At 64.0% G+C, this 17,270-nt stretch carries 10 protein-coding genes; 6 read left to right on the forward strand and 4 right to left on the reverse strand.

The window, feature by feature from the left end; genetic code table 11:
• Positions 1-19 precede the first annotated feature (19 nt).
• Entirely contained in the window at positions 20-1,687 is a 1,668-nt protein-coding gene (locus ASE89_RS10680; protein ID WP_056677362.1) for a recombinase family protein, read from the reverse strand.
• A 220-nt stretch (positions 1,688-1,907) separates the two neighbouring features.
• On the opposite strand from ASE89_RS10680, the gene ASE89_RS10685 reads away from it, so the two are divergent.
• The 6 genes from ASE89_RS10685 to ASE89_RS10710 all read left to right on the forward strand — a co-directional run bounded on the left by ASE89_RS10685 (position 1,908) and on the right by ASE89_RS10710 (position 10,205).
• Positions 1,908-2,489, forward strand: coding sequence for a helix-turn-helix transcriptional regulator (locus tag ASE89_RS10685; protein WP_168427637.1), 582 nt, complete (start codon positions 1,908-1,910; stop codon positions 2,487-2,489).
• Positions 2,490-2,859: 370 nt separating this feature from the next.
• A complete protein-coding gene (locus ASE89_RS10690) occupies positions 2,860-3,147 on the forward strand; it encodes a type II toxin-antitoxin system RelE/ParE family toxin (RefSeq protein ID WP_234387436.1) in 288 nt (95 codons plus the stop codon).
• Complete coding sequence (locus ASE89_RS10695) at positions 3,144-3,428, forward strand: helix-turn-helix domain-containing protein (RefSeq protein ID WP_031393558.1); 285 nt, start codon at positions 3,144-3,146, stop codon at positions 3,426-3,428. Before ASE89_RS10690 ends, ASE89_RS10695 begins: the two co-directional genes overlap by 4 nt.
• A 99-nt stretch (positions 3,429-3,527) precedes the next feature.
• Entirely contained in the window at positions 3,528-4,643 is a 1,116-nt protein-coding gene (locus ASE89_RS10700; protein WP_031393559.1) for a metallophosphoesterase family protein, read from the forward strand.
• Positions 4,640-7,273: an AAA family ATPase gene (locus tag ASE89_RS10705; RefSeq protein WP_056677367.1), complete on the forward strand. Its 2,634-nt coding sequence runs from the start codon at positions 4,640-4,642 to the stop codon at positions 7,271-7,273. The genes ASE89_RS10700 and ASE89_RS10705 overlap by 4 nt, the downstream gene beginning before the upstream one ends.
• Before the next feature lie 271 nt (positions 7,274-7,544).
• Positions 7,545-10,205: an AAA family ATPase gene (locus ASE89_RS10710; protein ID WP_056677370.1), complete on the forward strand. Its 2,661-nt coding sequence runs from the start codon at positions 7,545-7,547 to the stop codon at positions 10,203-10,205.
• 554 nt (positions 10,206-10,759) lie between these two features.
• Here ASE89_RS10710 and ASE89_RS10715 read toward each other — a convergent pair.
• The 3 genes from ASE89_RS10715 to ASE89_RS10725 form a co-directional block, all read right to left on the reverse strand.
• On the reverse strand, positions 10,760-12,184 hold the full coding sequence (locus ASE89_RS10715) for a DUF885 family protein (RefSeq protein WP_056677373.1): 1,425 nt from the start codon (positions 12,182-12,184) through the stop codon (positions 10,760-10,762).
• 171 nt (positions 12,185-12,355) lie between these two features.
• Positions 12,356-16,183 (reverse strand): LamG-like jellyroll fold domain-containing protein, encoded by a 3,828-nt coding sequence (locus tag ASE89_RS10720; RefSeq protein ID WP_056677376.1) that lies wholly within the window; start codon positions 16,181-16,183, stop codon positions 12,356-12,358.
• A 105-nt stretch (positions 16,184-16,288) separates the two neighbouring features.
• Positions 16,289-17,270, reverse strand: a 982-nt coding sequence (locus tag ASE89_RS10725; protein ID WP_056677379.1) for an MFS transporter, incomplete at its 5' end; no start/stop codon positions are given.

Consider the following 17,270-nt stretch of genomic DNA (forward strand, 5'->3'; position numbering starts at 1 on the left):
GCCCGGTAGCTCGTCAGGCTCATAACCTGAAGGTCACAGGTTCAAATCCTGTCCCCGCAACCACCGATATAGAACCCGACACGCCGCCCTTACGGGCGGCGTTGTCGTTTGTCGCCCAGGTGAGCAAATCCGACACCTTTGCTACCACCTCCGCCTCCGGACCGCCCGGCTCGTCGGGAAAGATCGTCACGCTCTCGATGAGCGTCGACAGCACGGCTGCTGCCTCGGTCCGGATCGACGCGTCGTCCAGCGATTGGCGGAGTGCTGCGACCTTGCTCCGAAACTGCTCGACGAGTACCGGATGCGGCAGGAGGATCGCGGTAGGCTTGCTATCATTTCCAGCGCCTGTGCGCGCCTTCAGTCGCAATTTCTCCGCCTCGCGCTCGGTGATCATCGCCCGCAGCGCCGGGCTGGCGATGCCGGCCAGCAGGTTCTGGTACAGATTATCGAGTTCGGTGGTGACCTGCTGTAAGCGCTGTTGCGCGGCGTCATGCCGGCCCGTGTCTTGGCGTGTCAGTCGCTGCAGTTCACGCTCGAACTCTTCTATGAACACGCGCACATGCTCGTCGGTCAGCAGATGCTCCTGGAGGGTCGCCAAGGTGGCGGTCTCCAGTGGACCTTTGCGTACCGACACGCGGTTTCGGCACGTGCCGCGCTCCTTCTGCCCCGCGCAGCGGTAATAGTCCTTGCCGCTGATCGTGTAATTAGCACCGCAACAGCTGCAGCGGATAAGGCCGGAGAGCAGATGCCGCGCGCGGGTCTCGCCTGCAGGCGAGGCTGCCTGTGGCGCACGCTTGCGGCGCTCAATCTCGGCGTGCGCCGCGTCGAACAGCGCGTCGTCAACGATGCGTAGCTCGGGCACCGCCACCTCGACCCATTCCGTACGATCGCGGAGCCGGTAGCGGCGTTCGCGCTTCTCGCTGTCCGGGTTCTTGCGCCATTGCCGGCGGCCCCACACCAGCCGACCCGCGTAGAGCGGGTTATTGAGGATGCCGACCAGCTTGGTCGGGTCACCGCGGATCGTCGAGGCGTTCCACTGCCCGCCACGCGGGCCGGGAACCCCTTCCTCGTTCAGGCGGGTGGCGATCTGAATGGAGGACAGCCCTGCGGCAAACCACGCGAAGATACGGCGGACCACCGCCGCCTGTCCTTCCTCGATCTCCAGCAACCCGCGCTGGACCTCGCCCTTAGCATCGAGCCGGACCATGCGCTTGTAGCCGTAGGCTCGCCCTCCGGCGAACCGCCCCGCGAGTACGGCGGCCTCCATGCCGCGCAACGTCTTGTCGACCAGATGCTTGAGGAAGATCGAGCCGAGCAGGCCGGCGACCGCAAATTTGATCTCGTCGACATGGCCTTCGCTCACTGTATGTAGCTGGACCCTGTGGTAGGCGAGCTTCTTGCCCAGCCAGGCCACGTCCTCGGCATCGCGCGCCAGCCGGTCGAGCGCCTCGCATACAATGATGTCGATCTGGCCCGTTTCCACCGCGCGCAGCAACTGCCGGAGCCCGGGACGGTCGCGCCGGTACCCCGACAGTTCCGGGTCGAGCCACGTCGCTGTCACGGTGCCGCCAAGATAGCCGACCAGCGGCGCGCAGGACGCGACCTGATCAGCGCTCGATGATGCCGACTGCATAGCGGTTGAGTGCCTGCCATAGAGTGCGATGCGACGGTGCGTGGTCGTGAGCATGGCTTATTGTTTCACAGCTTTTGCCGCACGGGAATCCTGCATGCGCGCATGATGTTCGGCCGCTGCTTGTCGTGCCAGGAGGCGTACAAGCTCGGCGAATGCGTCTTGCGCATCGACAGGTTGTGCCAATATGATCCTGGAGACGGCCATAGCGACGTTTTGGGACGGCCGTCACCGCGCGTGCACGAAATCTACATACATTCGCCATCATTGGTTATTCATGAAGACGGAACGTCCCCCCGCCCGAATGCGACTGCCAGAAGGCTTCAGCCACCTGCGCGCCGACCTGGGGCAGATCCTCAAGGATCATCGTACGGGCGTTAAGGGCGTCGTGGAGCCGATCAGCCAGGACGCATTTGCCATGAGCGTCGGTATTACGCGCGTGGCTTTGTCGCGGATCGAAAACGGACACACCTGGCCGCAAGGCTCCACGCTTGACCGGATCATGGAGGAACTGGAACTCGATTGGCCGCAGGTGGCGATCGCTGGTGACAGTGGTCGTCCAGCGCTCTTGTTCGACGGTAGCCTTCAAGCCACGAAGATTTATCAGCTTTGTCGGCGCCTGCGCCTCGAGCGCGAGGCTCGAGGCTTGTCGTTAGCCGAGCTCTCGCGGCGCTCTGGTGTGTCCGCAGCTCAGCTTTCACGGATCGAGCGTGCGCAGGGTGGCAGATCTGGGGTCTTCACATGGCACCCGGACGATCTCGGCGAAGTACCCGAAGTCCGCCGTGTTGTCTTCGGCAATCCCATACTTGCCGATCTCGCGGCTGGCAGATTCGATTACGGGCTTGACGAAGAAAGCTGAGGCGAGTGAAGGCGTAGGTTTGTAACGGCGCGCGGCTTACATCATCCGGCGATGCGGAACGTCTGCATTTCTGGCGGAAAGCCGCCCGTCCGCTTTCGAAAATCGAACGGCGTAAGCGGACGATCGTTCAGACAGCCGGGCAAGGGGCGGCATCGCCATTTGTGGTGGATAGCGGCCCGGCCGTTTTCGGGCGGCGATTGCGGTAAACAGACGTTCGTTCAGACTGTGGGGCAGGGGGCTACCGGCCGCGTTCTGGTGCCTCCCAACCAAATGCTACCCACTTGACTAACTACGGGTATCCCGTACATGCTGTCGTATGCAGTCCGTCATCGAAACCAGTGCCTACCTTGCGGCCGCGAAGGACGTTGGCATGAGTGCCGAGGAGCAGCAGATGGTGGTCGATCTGATCGCTGCCAATCCGGAAGCCGGTGAGATCATGCCGGGGTGCGGCGGGGCTCGGAAGTTAAGGGTAGCGCGACCGGGCGGCGGTAAATCTGGCGGGTATCGGGTGATCACCTACTATGCGGGCATGAATGTACCGACGTTCCTGCTGACCGTCTTCGGGAAGAACGAAAAAGCTAACCTGACCAAGGGCGAGCGTAATGCTCTTGCCACTTTTACCAAGACGCTGACCGACAGCCTTAGGAGGAAAAAATGAAGAGTGCCTTCGACAAGATCGCAGCCGGCCTCAGTGACGCTATCGCTCATGCCAACGGGGAAACGGGTCACGCAAGGGTAGCGGCACCCATCGATGTGGCGGCGATCCGCAAACGTACGGGTAAGACACAGGATCAGTTTGCCCGCGCATACCATCTCCCGCTGGGTACAGTGCGGGACTGGGAGCAAAGCCGCAGCCAGCCAGATGCGCCGGCGCGAGTCCTATTGTCGCTGATCAAAGCCGAACCAGAGACCATCGAGCAACTCGTTCAGCGGGCGTAGCGTCCTGAACAAGAACGCAATGACGATGATGTTTGCCAGCAGAACGGCAAAGTGGCGGCAGCGTTCGGCACGTAGGCCAGAAGTTACCGAAAGAGCCCTATGCTACGCCTAATCCACACCGCAGACTGGCAGCTAGGTAAGCCGTACGGTCGCTTTGATAGTGATGTCCGCGCAGCACTTAGCGAAGCGCGCTTCGATGCGATCGATGCGATCGGCAAGGCCGCGGCCGAGCATGACGCTGCGCATGTCTTGGTCGCTGGCGACGTCTTCGATACCGAGGGTCCAGAAGATCGCGTCATTGTGCAGGCAGTGTCACGGATGCAGCGATATGCCTGCACGTGGTGGCTGCTCCCCGGCAATCACGACTTCGCCCGCAACAGCGGTCTTTGGGACCGTGTCCGCGCCAAAGGGGCGGCGAACATCCGCGTCATCACCGAGCCCGTGCCATGCGAGCTGGAACCTGGACACTGGCTTTTGCCGGCACCACTCACGCACCGGCACAATCTTGATGACCCGACGGCCTTGTTCGACACGATGGAGACGCCGGGCGCGACACTGCGCATTGGCTTGGCCCATGGTTCGATCCGTGATTTTTCGTCGCGCGGTGAGGCGCAAAACCAGATCGCTCCCGATCGCGCACAGCGCTCCAGCCTAGACTATCTGGCGCTCGGTGACTGGCACGGAGCGCTGCGGGTCGATTCACGAACCTGGTATTCCGGCACACCGGAAAAAGATCGGTTCCAGCGAGACGAACCGGGATATGCCTTGCTCGTGGCGCTGGAGCAAGGCGTGGAGCCGATCGTGTCACCGATCCGCACGGGCAAGTTCCAATGGCTGATGCGGAATTGGACGATCCCTGACGCGGACGGCTTTGCCGCCGAGTGCGATCGGCTGCTTGGCCCGATCGAACCGTCGGCAACGCTCCTGCAGCTGTCGCTTGCCGGCATCGTCAGCCTGTCCGACCGGATCACGATCCTTGGCAAGCTGGACAATGACCTACGCCATCGCCTTCGGCATCTGGCGGTTGCGGCAGACGACCTGGTGGGTCGGCCAAGCGAGCAGGACCTGGCGGATCTGCAGGTAGAGGGGATGATCGGAACGGCTGCCGCAAAGCTGATGCGCATGATCGAGGCCGGCGGTACCGACGGGGTCACGGCCAAGCGGGCGCTCGAGCGCCTCTTCGTGGAATATCAGCGCGGACAGGACGCAGCATGAGCCTCAAGATCCGGCGCATCGCGCTGGCCAACTTCCGTAAGTTCCGTGAGCCGTTCGTCCTCGACGGGCTCACTGACGGCTTGAACGTCATCATCGAGCCCAACGAGACCGGCAAGTCGACACTGCTGGAAGCCATGCGCGCGGCCTTCTTCATTCGGCACAACACAGCCAACCGGCTGGCGCGGAGCTATGCGCCGCACGGCGAGGCCGTCGCCCCGCAGATCGAGGTCGGCTTCGAGGCGCGAGGCGAGGACTGGCAGGTTAATAAGCGCTTCCTGAAAGGTGCGTCGGTCGAGGTGCGTGGACCAAACGGCCGTGCACAAGGCGAAGATGCTGAAGCTCAGCTGCAGGCATTGCTCGGCGCGCGCCGTGACACGAGCCAAGCCGGCGACGCGGCCGCTCACGGTGCGCTGGGGCTGCTTTGGGTAGGGCAGGCGCAGGCGCTCGAAGTCACGGCCCCGGGCGATATCGTCCGCGATAGCGTGCGTGCGACGCTAGAGGCTGAGGTTGGCACGATCATGGGCGGCGCAGCCTACCAGCGTGTCCGGCCCCGGATCGACAGCCAGTTCGCAGACTATTGGACTAACACCGGCCGGCCTAGCGGTCGCCAGACGACGGCACGTACCGAGCATGACGCTGCCGAGAGCGTTGCGACCGAGGCGGCCGCCCGGCTCGCCGCCCTTGAACAAGGGTTCTCCGATCTCGAGGCCGCTTGGGCTAGGCTGAAAGTGTTGGACCGTGATCTTGCCGATACGACGGACGCAGATCGGCGAAAGGCTCTCGTTGGTCAGATCGACGTGGCGCGGTCTGCTGCGCAGTTGCGCGATACTAGGCTGGCCGAGCGAGGCCGCCTTGCTGATCAGGTTAGGGGACTGGAGGACCTCATCGCGCGTCTCGCTGATGCTCGGAAGGCTGTTAGTGACACGGCCGCAGCACTTGGCAAGGCGCGTGAGAAACGATCCGGCCTGGAAGAGGAATTGACCAGCACGCGTGAGCAAGCGGGTACGGCGCGTGATAGGCTGGCGACGGCCCGCGACGATAGGCGCAAGGCGCATGCCGCACTTGATGCTGGCAACAAATGCGTTGCGGCGCGAGCACGTCAAATTGAGATCACGCAGGTACGCCAGCGGCATGCTGAGCTGCTGCCCCTCGAAGCCGAACTGGAGGCAGCGCACGAACTCGGTACGACCGTGATCCCCTCCAGCGTCATCAAGACGCTGGAGGAACGCGAACGTGCCGTCGACAAGGCACGCGCGGCAGTCGAGGCGGGCGCGACCCGGATCGAGTTCGCGGGCGATGTCAGCGGTGTTCGGATCGACGGAATGCCGGTCGAGCGCGGTGACCAGACGCTATCGCGTGAGACGCGCATCCAGCTTGGCGAGGCTGAGTTAATCATCCGACCGCCAGCTGGGCTGCAAAGCGCCGAAACGGCGCTCGCCAACGCCCGCGATGACCTGGGCGCCGCGTTGGCCGACTACGGGGTGACAAGTGTCGCTGACGCGCGGTCACGTAATGAGGTCGCACGTGATGCTGTCGCCAACGTGCGGACGCTTGAAGCGCAGATATCTGGAATCACGCCGGCCGTGGCGCTGCTCGGTCTCGACGCCGGTGCTTCGGCCCTGAAGACCTTCATGGCAGGATTGCCGGAAAGCACTGAAGGGGAGGGCAGTGAGAAAGGACCGGACGTCGACGAGTTGAGCGTGATCGCGGCGGAGGCGGATTGCGCGCTCGCAAGGGCGGAGGGCGTCGATGAGGCGGCGTCTGCGCAACTGCGCGAGCTGGAAGCGCGCAATGCGCCGCTGATGGTTCAGGCGGCTAGCGCAGAGCGTGATGCTGCCAACGCCGTAGCGCAGCTGGCTGCTTTGGAAGGCAAGCCTGAGGTAGATCGTCTGGATGAGGCTATGCTGGAGGCACGTCAGCGAGAAGCTGCTGCGCTGGTTCGTCTGCAGGATGCCGAACGTGCTGCGACAGCGCATGATGTAGCGGTGATCGAACGCCAGATCGGGGTGTTGGACAAACGTATCGAGGTCGCCCGGACGCAGCGGATCGATCTGGAGAAGGTGGTCGCCGGGCTCGAGGCCCGGATTGAGGCGGAAGGCGGCAAGGGACTGGCGGACCGCGCTGCTGCTGCGCGAGAAGAAGCGGATGCTGCGGCCGCCAACCTGGCGCGCGTGACGCAGGAGGCGGAAACGCTGAAGCTGCTTCGCGACACGCTGGAAGGTGCGCGTGCAGAGACCTCACGGACGTTCGTCGGGCCCGTCGCCCGGCGGGCGCGTCGGCACATCGAGCGGCTCCTGCCCGGCTGCGATCCTAGCTTTGGGGATGATCTAGGCCTGACATCAATCATGCGTAGCGGGCTAGGTGAAAATTGCGGTGACCTTTCCCGTGGCACCCAGGAGCAGCTTTCGGTGCTCACTCGGCTGGCCTTCGCGGACATGCTGCTGGAGCAGGGTTTACCAGTGTCGCTGATCCTCGACGACCCGCTCGTCTATTCGGACGATGCCCGCCTCGATCTGATGACCGAGATCCTGACCGACGCGGCGTCGCGAATGCAGGTGATTCTGCTGACCTGCCGTGACCGCGCGTTCCGACATCTTGGAAACAGGGTAAACCTAATCGGAGCTCGGTGAAAACGACGACTGGAAGCCCGGTGGTAGAGATTGAAGCGTCCGCTTTCCGGCAGCGATCGTGCTAAGCGGACGTCTGTTCAGACGGGGCCACCGTTACATTTTCGAGCGCTAATGGTAGATGGCAACGACTGCTTTTGAGCACGAACCGGCACACTCGGTGGTTTGCTCAAACTCCTTTGCTCGAGGCGCCAGTCCATCGGATCGATTTAGTTGAAACCTCACTTGCTTCGGCCACGGGACGCAATCATTCTGGCCGTACAGGGGAGGAGAAATGGCCAAGGATCTGATGAGTTGGGCTGCGGAGCAGCCTGACTGGGTAAATGACAGCCTTCGTCGGATCGCTGCGGCGGCAGATCATTCTATTGCGCAGACGGATGCCGACTGCATCCTCGACAACGTGCGTGCTGCGGCCGGTGCCAGCTCTTCACCCCACCCCATGACTGCAATCGACGTCTCGCAACTCGGTGGCCCCTCGGGCGAGACGCGGCGGACGGTGCTTGCGCAGCTAGGTCCCGTGCAGAACATAGACCGCCTAGCCGGTGGTCAGAAGTTGCGCATGGCCGGTGTGGGCATCACTCTAGTGTATGGGGAAAACGGGAGCGGGAAAAGCGGCTACACCCGCATAGCCAAGCGGCTGTGCCGGAGCCTAACGTCGGATCAGCTGAGGGGGAATGTCTTCGACGCCGGCGGCGGACCTATGCGGGTGCATGTGCGCTACCAGGTCGGCGACGATGCGGTGACCGAGCTCGAGTGGGATCCCGCGACACCGCCTCCATCACAACTCCGCCAGATCTCTGTGTTCGACAGTCATAACGCCCGGCTCTACGTCGATAGCGGCAACAGGATCGCCTATCTGCCCCGCGAGCTCGCAATCCTCGAACACCACGGCGAGCTGTGCCAGCGGATGGCCGCGAAATTTTTGGCGGACGAGAAGGTGCTCACGCCGCGGCTGCGCGTCGGGCTGCCGGCCGGATACACCCCGGGTAGCGTAGTCGCATTAACCCTCGCCAAGCTGGACTCCAGGGCCCCCTCGCTGCCCACCGAGGACGAGATCCGCAGACTGTCCGAGTTGAGCCAGCCGGACCTCGCTGAGCTTGCCCGCCTCGAAGCCGAGCTCGCCGCAGATCCGGTGGCGCTGGCGGCGACGCGTCGCCGCGCCGTCACTGTGCTAACGCGCGTAGGCCAGGTGCTGGCGACCCTCCAAGACGGACTCTCGGAGACGGTGGGCGAGACGCTCGCGTCGGCCCGGCGCGAGCTGGGCCAAGCGGTGGAGGCAGAGAGGATCGCAGCGACTGTTAGTTTTGGGGACGAACCTGTCGCGAATGTCGGCGGCGAGTCTTGGCGCATCCTGTTTGAGGCAGCCCGCGAGTTCGCTGCGGCTGGCGTGGAGATACCGCCAGAGCGCCTGCCCGAGACGACCGGCGACCTGTGCCTCCTGTGTCTCGAGCCGCTAACCCCGCCGGGCGCTGCGCGGCTCGCCCGGTTCAATGACTTCGTGAGCGGCGAAGCTACGAAGCGCGCCGACGGCGCGCGCGATACCCTGAAGAAGCTCTTGGCGCAGGTCGAGCAGGTCAAGGTGCCTGAGGCAACCGTCGTCGAAGAGACCCTGTCTGGATACGGACAGCTCGACGCGACCAGGGCTGCGGCCGTGGTCGACCTCCTCAAGGGGCTGGCCGGATTTGAGGCAAGGCGCGCTGCACTTCTGAACGAGACGGCGACGCCGGCACCTACGCCGGATGTTACTGGCCTCGTAGATACAGTCGCGGCGGAACTCACACGCCTCGAGGCCGAGGCTGCGTCGCTCCAGCGGAGCGCTTCGCACACCGAGGCGCTTGACGCCATGCGGACACGGCTGGCCGAACTCCAAGATCGGGCCAAGCTCGGGAATGACCTCGAGACGGTGCTCCAGCGACTGCGTGACGTCTCGGAGCAGAAGTTGCTGACGGTTTGTCAGGCGCGGGTAGCCACGCGGTCGATCTCGACGCAGATCACCGCCCTACGCAAGCAGCTCGTGACCGAGGAGCTCGAACGAAGGATCGCAGAGGAGATCGCCGCGCTCGGCCTGACCCACCTCCCGTTCAAGGTTAGCGACTCCAGCTCCGGTGGGAAGAGCCTCTTTTCAGTTGGCCTGCACGGCGCCGGCGCGGTGAAGAACAACCAGGTGCTGTCAGAAGGCGAGCAGCGGGCGCTGGCGCTCGCGTGCTTCTTAGCCGAGATCGGAGGCGACGACGCGCGCTACGGAATTCTTGTAGATGATCCCGTCTCTTCGCTTGACCATCTGCGTATTCGCAAAGTCGCGCACCGTCTCGTGACCGAAGCGAAGAAGGGACGGCAGGTGATCATCTTCACGCACAACCTGGTGTTCTTTAACGAGGTGGTATCGGAGGCCGCCAGAGCAGGAGACGGCGCACCGCTGGTTAAGTCAGTCGTCGCTAAGACCCAATCCGAGGGCTTCGGCGTGATCCGGGAGAACCGCGAGCCCTGGGTTGCCGACCTCGGCGCGCGGATCGAGACGCTGAGGCTACGCGCGAAGAAGCTTAAATCCCTGACTGACTTTGACACGGACGAATACCGGCGGCAGGCGAAGGACTTCTACTCTGATCTGCGCGAATCTTGGGAACGGGCGGTCGAGGAGGTGGTCTTCGCGAAGACGGTTGTAAGGTTCGTGCCGGACGTGATGACGGGTAGGCTTAAGGAGGTGACCGTCACTGACGAAGACTACCGGACGATCTTCTTAGCGATGAAGCGGGCCTCGGAACGTTCAGGCCACGACATGTCAGCCGGCCGCGACATCCCGCAGCCGTCCCCGGACGAGATGGAGGCCGACCTTACGGTGCTCGACAATTTCAGAATCGAGCTCGGCAAGCGGCGGAAGGCGACGTTTGCAACGCGTTCCGCTCTCGAGAATCCTGTAGGCGCGACGCTGCTATAGGTGAGGCACTTGTCCGCTGGAGTTATAGTCATCAGGACGGCGGGTTTTGCCACTCTGGTCTGAAATTTTGAATAAAAACAATCGCGGAGTGATTTGTGGCGACGCGCCCGAACTTGGCAAATTTGCGCGCAAGCTCGTAAGTGCGCGCCTACTGCCTACGTGTGAGGCTGGCGATGAATTTTCCAAGACGTCGCTCGATCCGAACTCAGCGTAGAGGACGCTTTGCGCATCCGTTAATCAGCGAACGAAACCCGCTGAATCGATTGCAGGAGTTTGCGGCGCCCAAATCACTACCTTGAACGAATGTCTGTTTTGGGCCGCACAAGTAGGCCCTGAATGATTGGGAATGGGGCCTGGCGCCTCGCCAGCAACGCTAACGCTTGGTGGATAGCGGCCTGCCCGCTTTCGAGCGGCCCGTTGCGGTAAGCTGCCATTCGTTCAGGCGGCCGGGCAGGGGCGCGAACGGCGGCTTCCTGGTAGAGAGCGGAATAACGTTCTCAGTTGGGACCTACAGCAGAGCGGATGTGTATTTTATAATCGGAAGATCGCAAATTTCAACTTACGATAGTTAAGTTAACTCGCTTCCGTCCCGATAGCAGTAGGCTGCGATGATAGGCGGTAGCCCGTTTACGGCGGCCGTCGTCGGCAATTGCGAGCCAAGCCATCGCCTCAGCAACGCGAGTGCCCGGCTCGAGGGGAATCCGCGCCAACTCAATGTCGAACGGTGCAAAATAGGCGGGTTGACCTTGCCATTCGGTAAGGCGGTGCCTTGCTTGCTCGATCGACCAACCGTAAAGGTGGATACCAAGATCGACGAGCGCGCGGGCGACGCGGAAAAGGAGCCAGTGGGTGTGCCCGAGCGCATCGTGAGGATCGCCGTATGTGCCGGCTTTCTCCGCGAGTTGCTCAGCGTAGATGCCCCAGCCTTCGACAAAGGATGACGCGTATTCGATGCGGAGCGGGTGGGGCGGGGTGATACCTTCCAGACCCAGTTGGATCATATGGCCCGGCAGCAATTCGTGTGCCACGACGCTGGGGAACGTCCAGCGCGGGCGACGGCAAATATCCTTTAGATCGACGACATATGCGCCGGCGCGAGTCGAAGTTGGGACCTCTCGATAGCCGCCGCGGCCAGCGGCGATCTCCTCTGTGGATAACGCGCGGGCGCTGGCGTTCAGGCACCAGGGAGGGAGCTCGCCGAACGCCGTCGGGATTTTTGCTCGCGCGGTGGCGAGCATGCTGTTCATGTCGCCAATTGCGTCGGCACGGCCAGCGTTAGTGTCCGGATAGAGAAAGCGCTCGTTCTGCCAGAGTTTGGCATAGCGCGCCGCGACCGTCCCTTTGGGCGCGCCAATCCGATCGAACAGGTACGTGGCACGGGCGTGGAGGCGGTTCAGCTCGACAAAGAGTCGACGTTCCGCATAGGCTGGCGTCATGGTGCCGAGCGAGCGTTGCAGTTGTAGCGCGTACCAGTCCGCGCCGCCCTTGAACCGTCCGACCCCGGGAGCGGATGGTGCGATGTCGCGGAGACTTTCGAGCGCGGCGATCTGTCGTTCGATCGCGGGATCTGGGAGCGCCGCCCGGAGAGCGTCGACCGTGCGATCGAGAGACAGGCGGGGAGCGACGATGCCTGCTTTGGCGTCGGCGAGGATTGCGGTGGTGTCTGCGTCAATCCTGGCTTGAACCGGACGTGCCGCCTTCCAGGCGCCGGTCGTAGGGGTGACGCGGTAAGGGCTGCGTCCGGTGCGGCCGAACGTGGACCGCGCGATGGCGGCGTCGACCGCCAAACCGGCTCGCGTTGTGATCAGATCAAGGCGGCCACCGGGCTGCAAGGCGTGTGGGTCGAAGGGGGCGAGAAGACGGAGTGCTTCGTCTGGATCGGTCGCCGCGGCCGCGTCGAGCGCTTGGCGTAGAGACGAGGCGGTCTGGGCGTGCACGTTAGAAGGGAAGAACACTGATGACGCCAGCCCAGCGAGCATATTCCTGCGGTTTGGCGTCATCCCACATACTCGCGTTCGCCGTGAGCCAAGTCGAATGGCGTGACCCAAGGGAGGTGTGCTTCGACTTCGCTCAGCGCGAACGGGGTGGGAGCGGTCACGCTACCGACGGAGCAGGCGTCGGGAAATTGGCGAAGCGTCATGGAGTGCGCATCATCGGGTCAATGCCACGCTGTTGTTGGCTTGGGTGATCTCGGGCTCGTCTCCGGTAAGCGCGACGCGGATGGCCAGCGTCGCGGGATCGAGGCGGGACGGGACCGCAAGTTTCACAGTCGCGGTTTTGGGCTTGAGATCGAGCGGTGCGGCTAGCGGGGGGATGCGCGTGGTGGCGACGACCTTGCCCGTCGCGTCGATCAATTCCGCATGGCCGCCTTTTGTGTCCTTCGCGCCAAGGCTGTGGACGGTGATCGCTGCGCTCCGACCCCTCATGACCACGTCGTCCGTGCCGATGCCGAGGTCCGCGCGCTCGTCTACTGGAGTGCCCGGCTCGATCAGCGCGAAGTCGAACACCGTGGTGCCGGGCGCGAACGTCACGTCAGTGCTGGCGCTGCGTTCGAGCGTCATGGTCTGCGCAGCGCCGATCGGTGTGAGCGTCTTGCCGCCGTCGCCGCTGGTCGACGCCTGCATCGACCAGCGGCCGGCGGTGACGGTCCAAGTCGACATCGTCGCGCGCTGGGCGTGATCGGTGGTGTTGTAGCCGATCACCCGGAACCTGGTCGGTGTCGCGTCCGGGAGCAGGAGCGCAACGCGTGTTGCGGCGCCTAGCTCGGCGAAGCGCCAGCTTACGGTGTTGCCTGGCCAGCTCTGGTTGCGGCGCAGCGCGATGCCTCCGAGGCGCTCGCGTTGGAGGATCTCGCTTGGCTGGTCGACGCGGTCGCTCCACCAATGGCCTTCGGTGTACATGTCCATGTGCTGCGACTTGTCGGCGATCGCATCTGCGTGGAGTGCTTCCAGGGGGGCGGTGTCGCCGGTCGCGGCCCAGGCAGTGTAGCGGGCGAACGAGTCTTGCGATTTGGTGGCGGCTAACTTGGCACGGGCCGCGGCGCCACCGGGAAGTGCGTCGAACGCGTTCTCGTTGAACTCGGCAAGTGCCCCCGCACCCGCCTTGGCGAGGCGTGCTTCGATCGGACGCAGGTATTTCGCATCGCCGGTGTAGCGCCATGCGGCCCAGGTCGCCTGGAGCGAGGTAGTAATGCCGCCGCCGTCGCCGGTGCGCTCGGCGTCGGTGCGCCAGTTGATCTCGTTGGGATAGCTCCAGCTGCTGTCCGGACCCTGTTTGCCATGCGCCATCCAGCCGTCGATCACGCCGGTGACGAGCCCGCGTGCGAGCGGATTGGCGCTGTAGAGGCCGACCAGCATCGGGCCGTGCATAACGGTGAAGGCATAGGGCTTCTGCCATTCCCATGCGCCTTCGCGGTACATCTTCCGCCCGCCATACCAGTTGCTGGCGAAGTGCATGTGCCCGGCGGGGTTCTTGAGTATCACCGTCTGGAGGGCACGCGTGGTGTCCATCAGCCGCTCGATCGCCTTGGGTTCGCCCCAGTTCAGATAGAGGCGTTCGGCGTTGCTGTTCAGGCCCTCCTCGTACGCGTGGAGTTCGTCGGCTGTGATGTAGCCGAGGCCGTTAACGATCATGCCGTTCTTGTAGACCGCATCCGACAGCGCGCGGAGCGAGGCGTTGATCTTGTCGGGCTCGACACCCATCAACGCAAGGCCGGGCCATTGCTGCGTCAGGTCGGTGTCGTCAGAGAGGCCGCCGCCGAAATCACCGTAGGGGACTTGCCGTTCGTCGATCCACCACATGACGAACTCGCGGACACGCTTGAGGTCTTCGAGCTGTCGGAAGGCCCATAGGGGTACACCTGCGGGGGCCACTGGCTGAACGAAGGCGGGAAGGTTTTCTGGCCGATAATTGATGTCCGCCCAATAGGTGCGGGCGCGCGCGTTATCAGGGTCGACGCGAAGCAGGTCGGAGATGTCGGCGAAGAGGCGCTGGTAGAGGCCGGCGCGCTTCGACGCGGTGTGTTCCTCGACGAGAAAACCCCAATTGTCCTTCACTTGCGTCATCCGGTCGGCAACGTGTTCGGTAAGGGCGGCGGCGCGAGGTTTGAAGACGAGGCGGATCTTCGCGCCGTTCAGCGCGGCGGCATCGAAGCCCGGCTCAGCGCTGGCTATCGTCAGATACATGCTGTCGTTGGGCAGGATGCGGTCGCGCAGGTCGAGCCAGAGCGTACGTGCTTCGTTCGGGCGGACCGAGACGGAGAGGTCGATCACGTCGCGGCCCGGCCAGATCGGGTCCTTCACGCGGACGTTGAGCGCGATCAGGCCGGCGGCGTTGGGCTCGGCTTTCAGCGCGGGGATGTCGATCGCGAGGCCGTCGAGGCCGTCGTTGAGGTTCTGCCAGCCATAGTCGAACGCGCGTGCCAGCGGGCGGTCGGGAAGCGCGTCGCCGAAGCTCGCCGGGATGAGGATGTGGACGATCGGCGCGGCGTCCTTGCGGCGTACGGGGGCGCCGGATGCGCCGCCGGTGCCTGCGCCGACCGCGGCTTTGAGGCCGACGGAGGGCATCGCGACGACGGTGCTGCGCTCGTCCGAAGCGAAGCGGCCCGCGATGTAGACGTTGAGGGGCGCGAGGGCGGCAAGGTTGGGAGAGGCGGTTGCGTCGACGGTGTAGGAGAGCTTGAAGCTACCTGCGGGTTCTGCGCCCGCGCCGATGTCGTAGGCCCAGAACTCCTGGATCGGTTGCTCCTGCATCGTGTTGGTGAAGCTGAGCGTGCCGCCGGTGCGGGGGGCGAACTGGTTTACGCTGCGGACCGTGCCTGGAGCACGGGCGCCGATCAGGGCAGTCTTGGTTCCGTCGCCCCAGTCGAGTCGGCCGTACGCGGATCCGCGGATCTCGACGCGGTTGACGCGCTCGCCAGGGGGGATCGTCAGATCGTAGCGCTTGCCGCCTTCGACATAGGTGTTCCAGTCGGGCAGCTCGAAATAATCGTCGCGGCCGGGCAGGCGGGATCGGTTGTAGACGCCGGGCCAGGTCGTCTCGGCGATGCCGTCTACGCCCTTCCACATCCATTGCTTCAGGTCCTTCGCGTCGACGAACTCGACCTTTCGGACGCGCGTTACGTCGGCATCGAGAACGGGCGGTGTGGTCTTGTCCCAGCCGTAGCGGTGAAGCCAAGCCGTGCGTCTGGCGGCGGGGCCGGTCGCCGGGGCGGGGGACGGTTCGCGCTTGTCGGCGAGCGCGGCGACGTCGGAGGCTGTGAGCATGTGGTCGTAGACGCGGATCTCGTCGAGGTCGGAACCGCGCATGAAATTGTAGCGGCTCTGCACTTGGTGCGGCGACATTACCCGACCGGCGAGACCGAACTGGTCGAGGCCGCTGTCGAGGTCGGCCTTCTGGTCCTTCCGCGCGACGAGCTTGCCATCGACGAAGAGCTGCACGCCGACCGTCTCGTCCCAGGCGAACGAGACATGCGACCAGGCGTCGGCGGCGAGCGCTTGCGGTATCGTCCAAGCGACCCGGACTTGTGAAAGGTTGGCGTCGGTGACGAAGGCGTCGAATCCGTGGCCGTTCCAGTCGATCCGCAAGAACGCCATGTCCCAGCTTGAATGGTCCGCGAACCCGGCGCGGAAGATCACGAATGGGGCTTCGCCCACGGGGGTGCGGGCGCGCCAGAAGAACGCGAGCGTGCCGCGGTCGGCGCGGATGTTGCCGGGTGCCTTCCACGCGACGTAACCGTCGTCCGCCCATCGCGCGGCGCCGCCGATCGCGCCATCCGGGGTGACGTCGACGCCGCTGCGGAAATTGGGGACGGGATCACCGGTCGCGTAGTCGGCGGTGAGGCTCTTGTCGGCGGACGCGCGGAAGAGGAGGCCGGTTGCGTCCTGTGCAGCCGCAGTCGTGACGCTGGCGACAGCTAGTGCGAGGACGGACGCCGTGGTGGAACGCTTCACTGCTCTCTCCTTGCAGCCAATCGGCATTGAGCGATCTGGCGAAATCTCACTGCGTCGCAAATGCGCCCCCGCGAACGCGAGGACCCATGCTCGGTCCCGTCCTTGCGTAAGAACAGGAGGGCGGGACAACCCTCAGTCGGCGTTCACTCTCGCCAAGCGCGGCGAGAGCAGGTGCACGACGGTGATCGCGATCAGATACGTGCTGCCCGCGACGGCGAAGATCAGCGTGTAACTGCCTGTGGTCTGGAGGACGTACCCCGTGAACTTGGCCATCATCATGCCCCCGATCGCGCCGACCGTGCCCCCGATCCCGACCACCGACCCGACTGCGCCACGCGGGAACATGTCCGAAGGAATCGTATAGAGGTTGGCTGAGAACGCCTGGTGCGCCGCCGTCGCCAGACCGACGATCCCGACCGCGAGCCAGAGATTGTCGACATATTGGGCGAAGAAGATAGGCATCACCAGGAACGCGCAGGCCAGCATCGTGATCTTCCGCGCGAAGTTGGCGGAATAACCGCGTTTCATCAGCTTCGACGAAGACCACCCGCCGGCCACGCTGCCGAGGTCGGAGAGCAGGTAGATCGCGACTAGCGGCGGTCCGAAGCTCTTGAGATCGAGATTATAGGTCTTGGCGAGAAAGTCCGGCGTCCAGAACAGGAACAGCCACCAGATCGGATCGATCAGGAACTTGCCGAGTGCGTACGCCCACGTCTCACGGTAGCCGAGCAGCTTGATCCAGCCGATCTTCTTCGCCGGGTCAGCCGGATCGCTCTCGATATGCGCCAGTTCCGCCGGCGACAGCTTGGCCACTTCGCGGGGGCGGCGGTAGATCGCGATCCAGGCGACGAGCCAGACCAGGCTGATCGCGCCGGTGATGATGAACGCCATCCGCCAGCCGAACGCGATCGTGATGATGGGCACGATCAGCGGCGTGATCACTGCGCCGATGTTCGCGCCTGCGTTGAAGACGCCGGTCGCGAAGGCTCGCTCCTTGGCGGGAAACCACTCCGACACGGCCTTGATGCCTGCCGGAAAATTGCCTGCCTCCCCTAGGGTCAGGACTCGTTGATCAAAGCCAGAAGATGACGGTGGCGGCGAGGGCAATGGCGGA

It is taken from the genome of Sphingomonas sp. Leaf30 (genome assembly GCF_001422525.1).
Classification (GTDB): Bacteria; Pseudomonadota; Alphaproteobacteria; order Sphingomonadales; family Sphingomonadaceae; genus Sphingomonas; species Sphingomonas aerolata.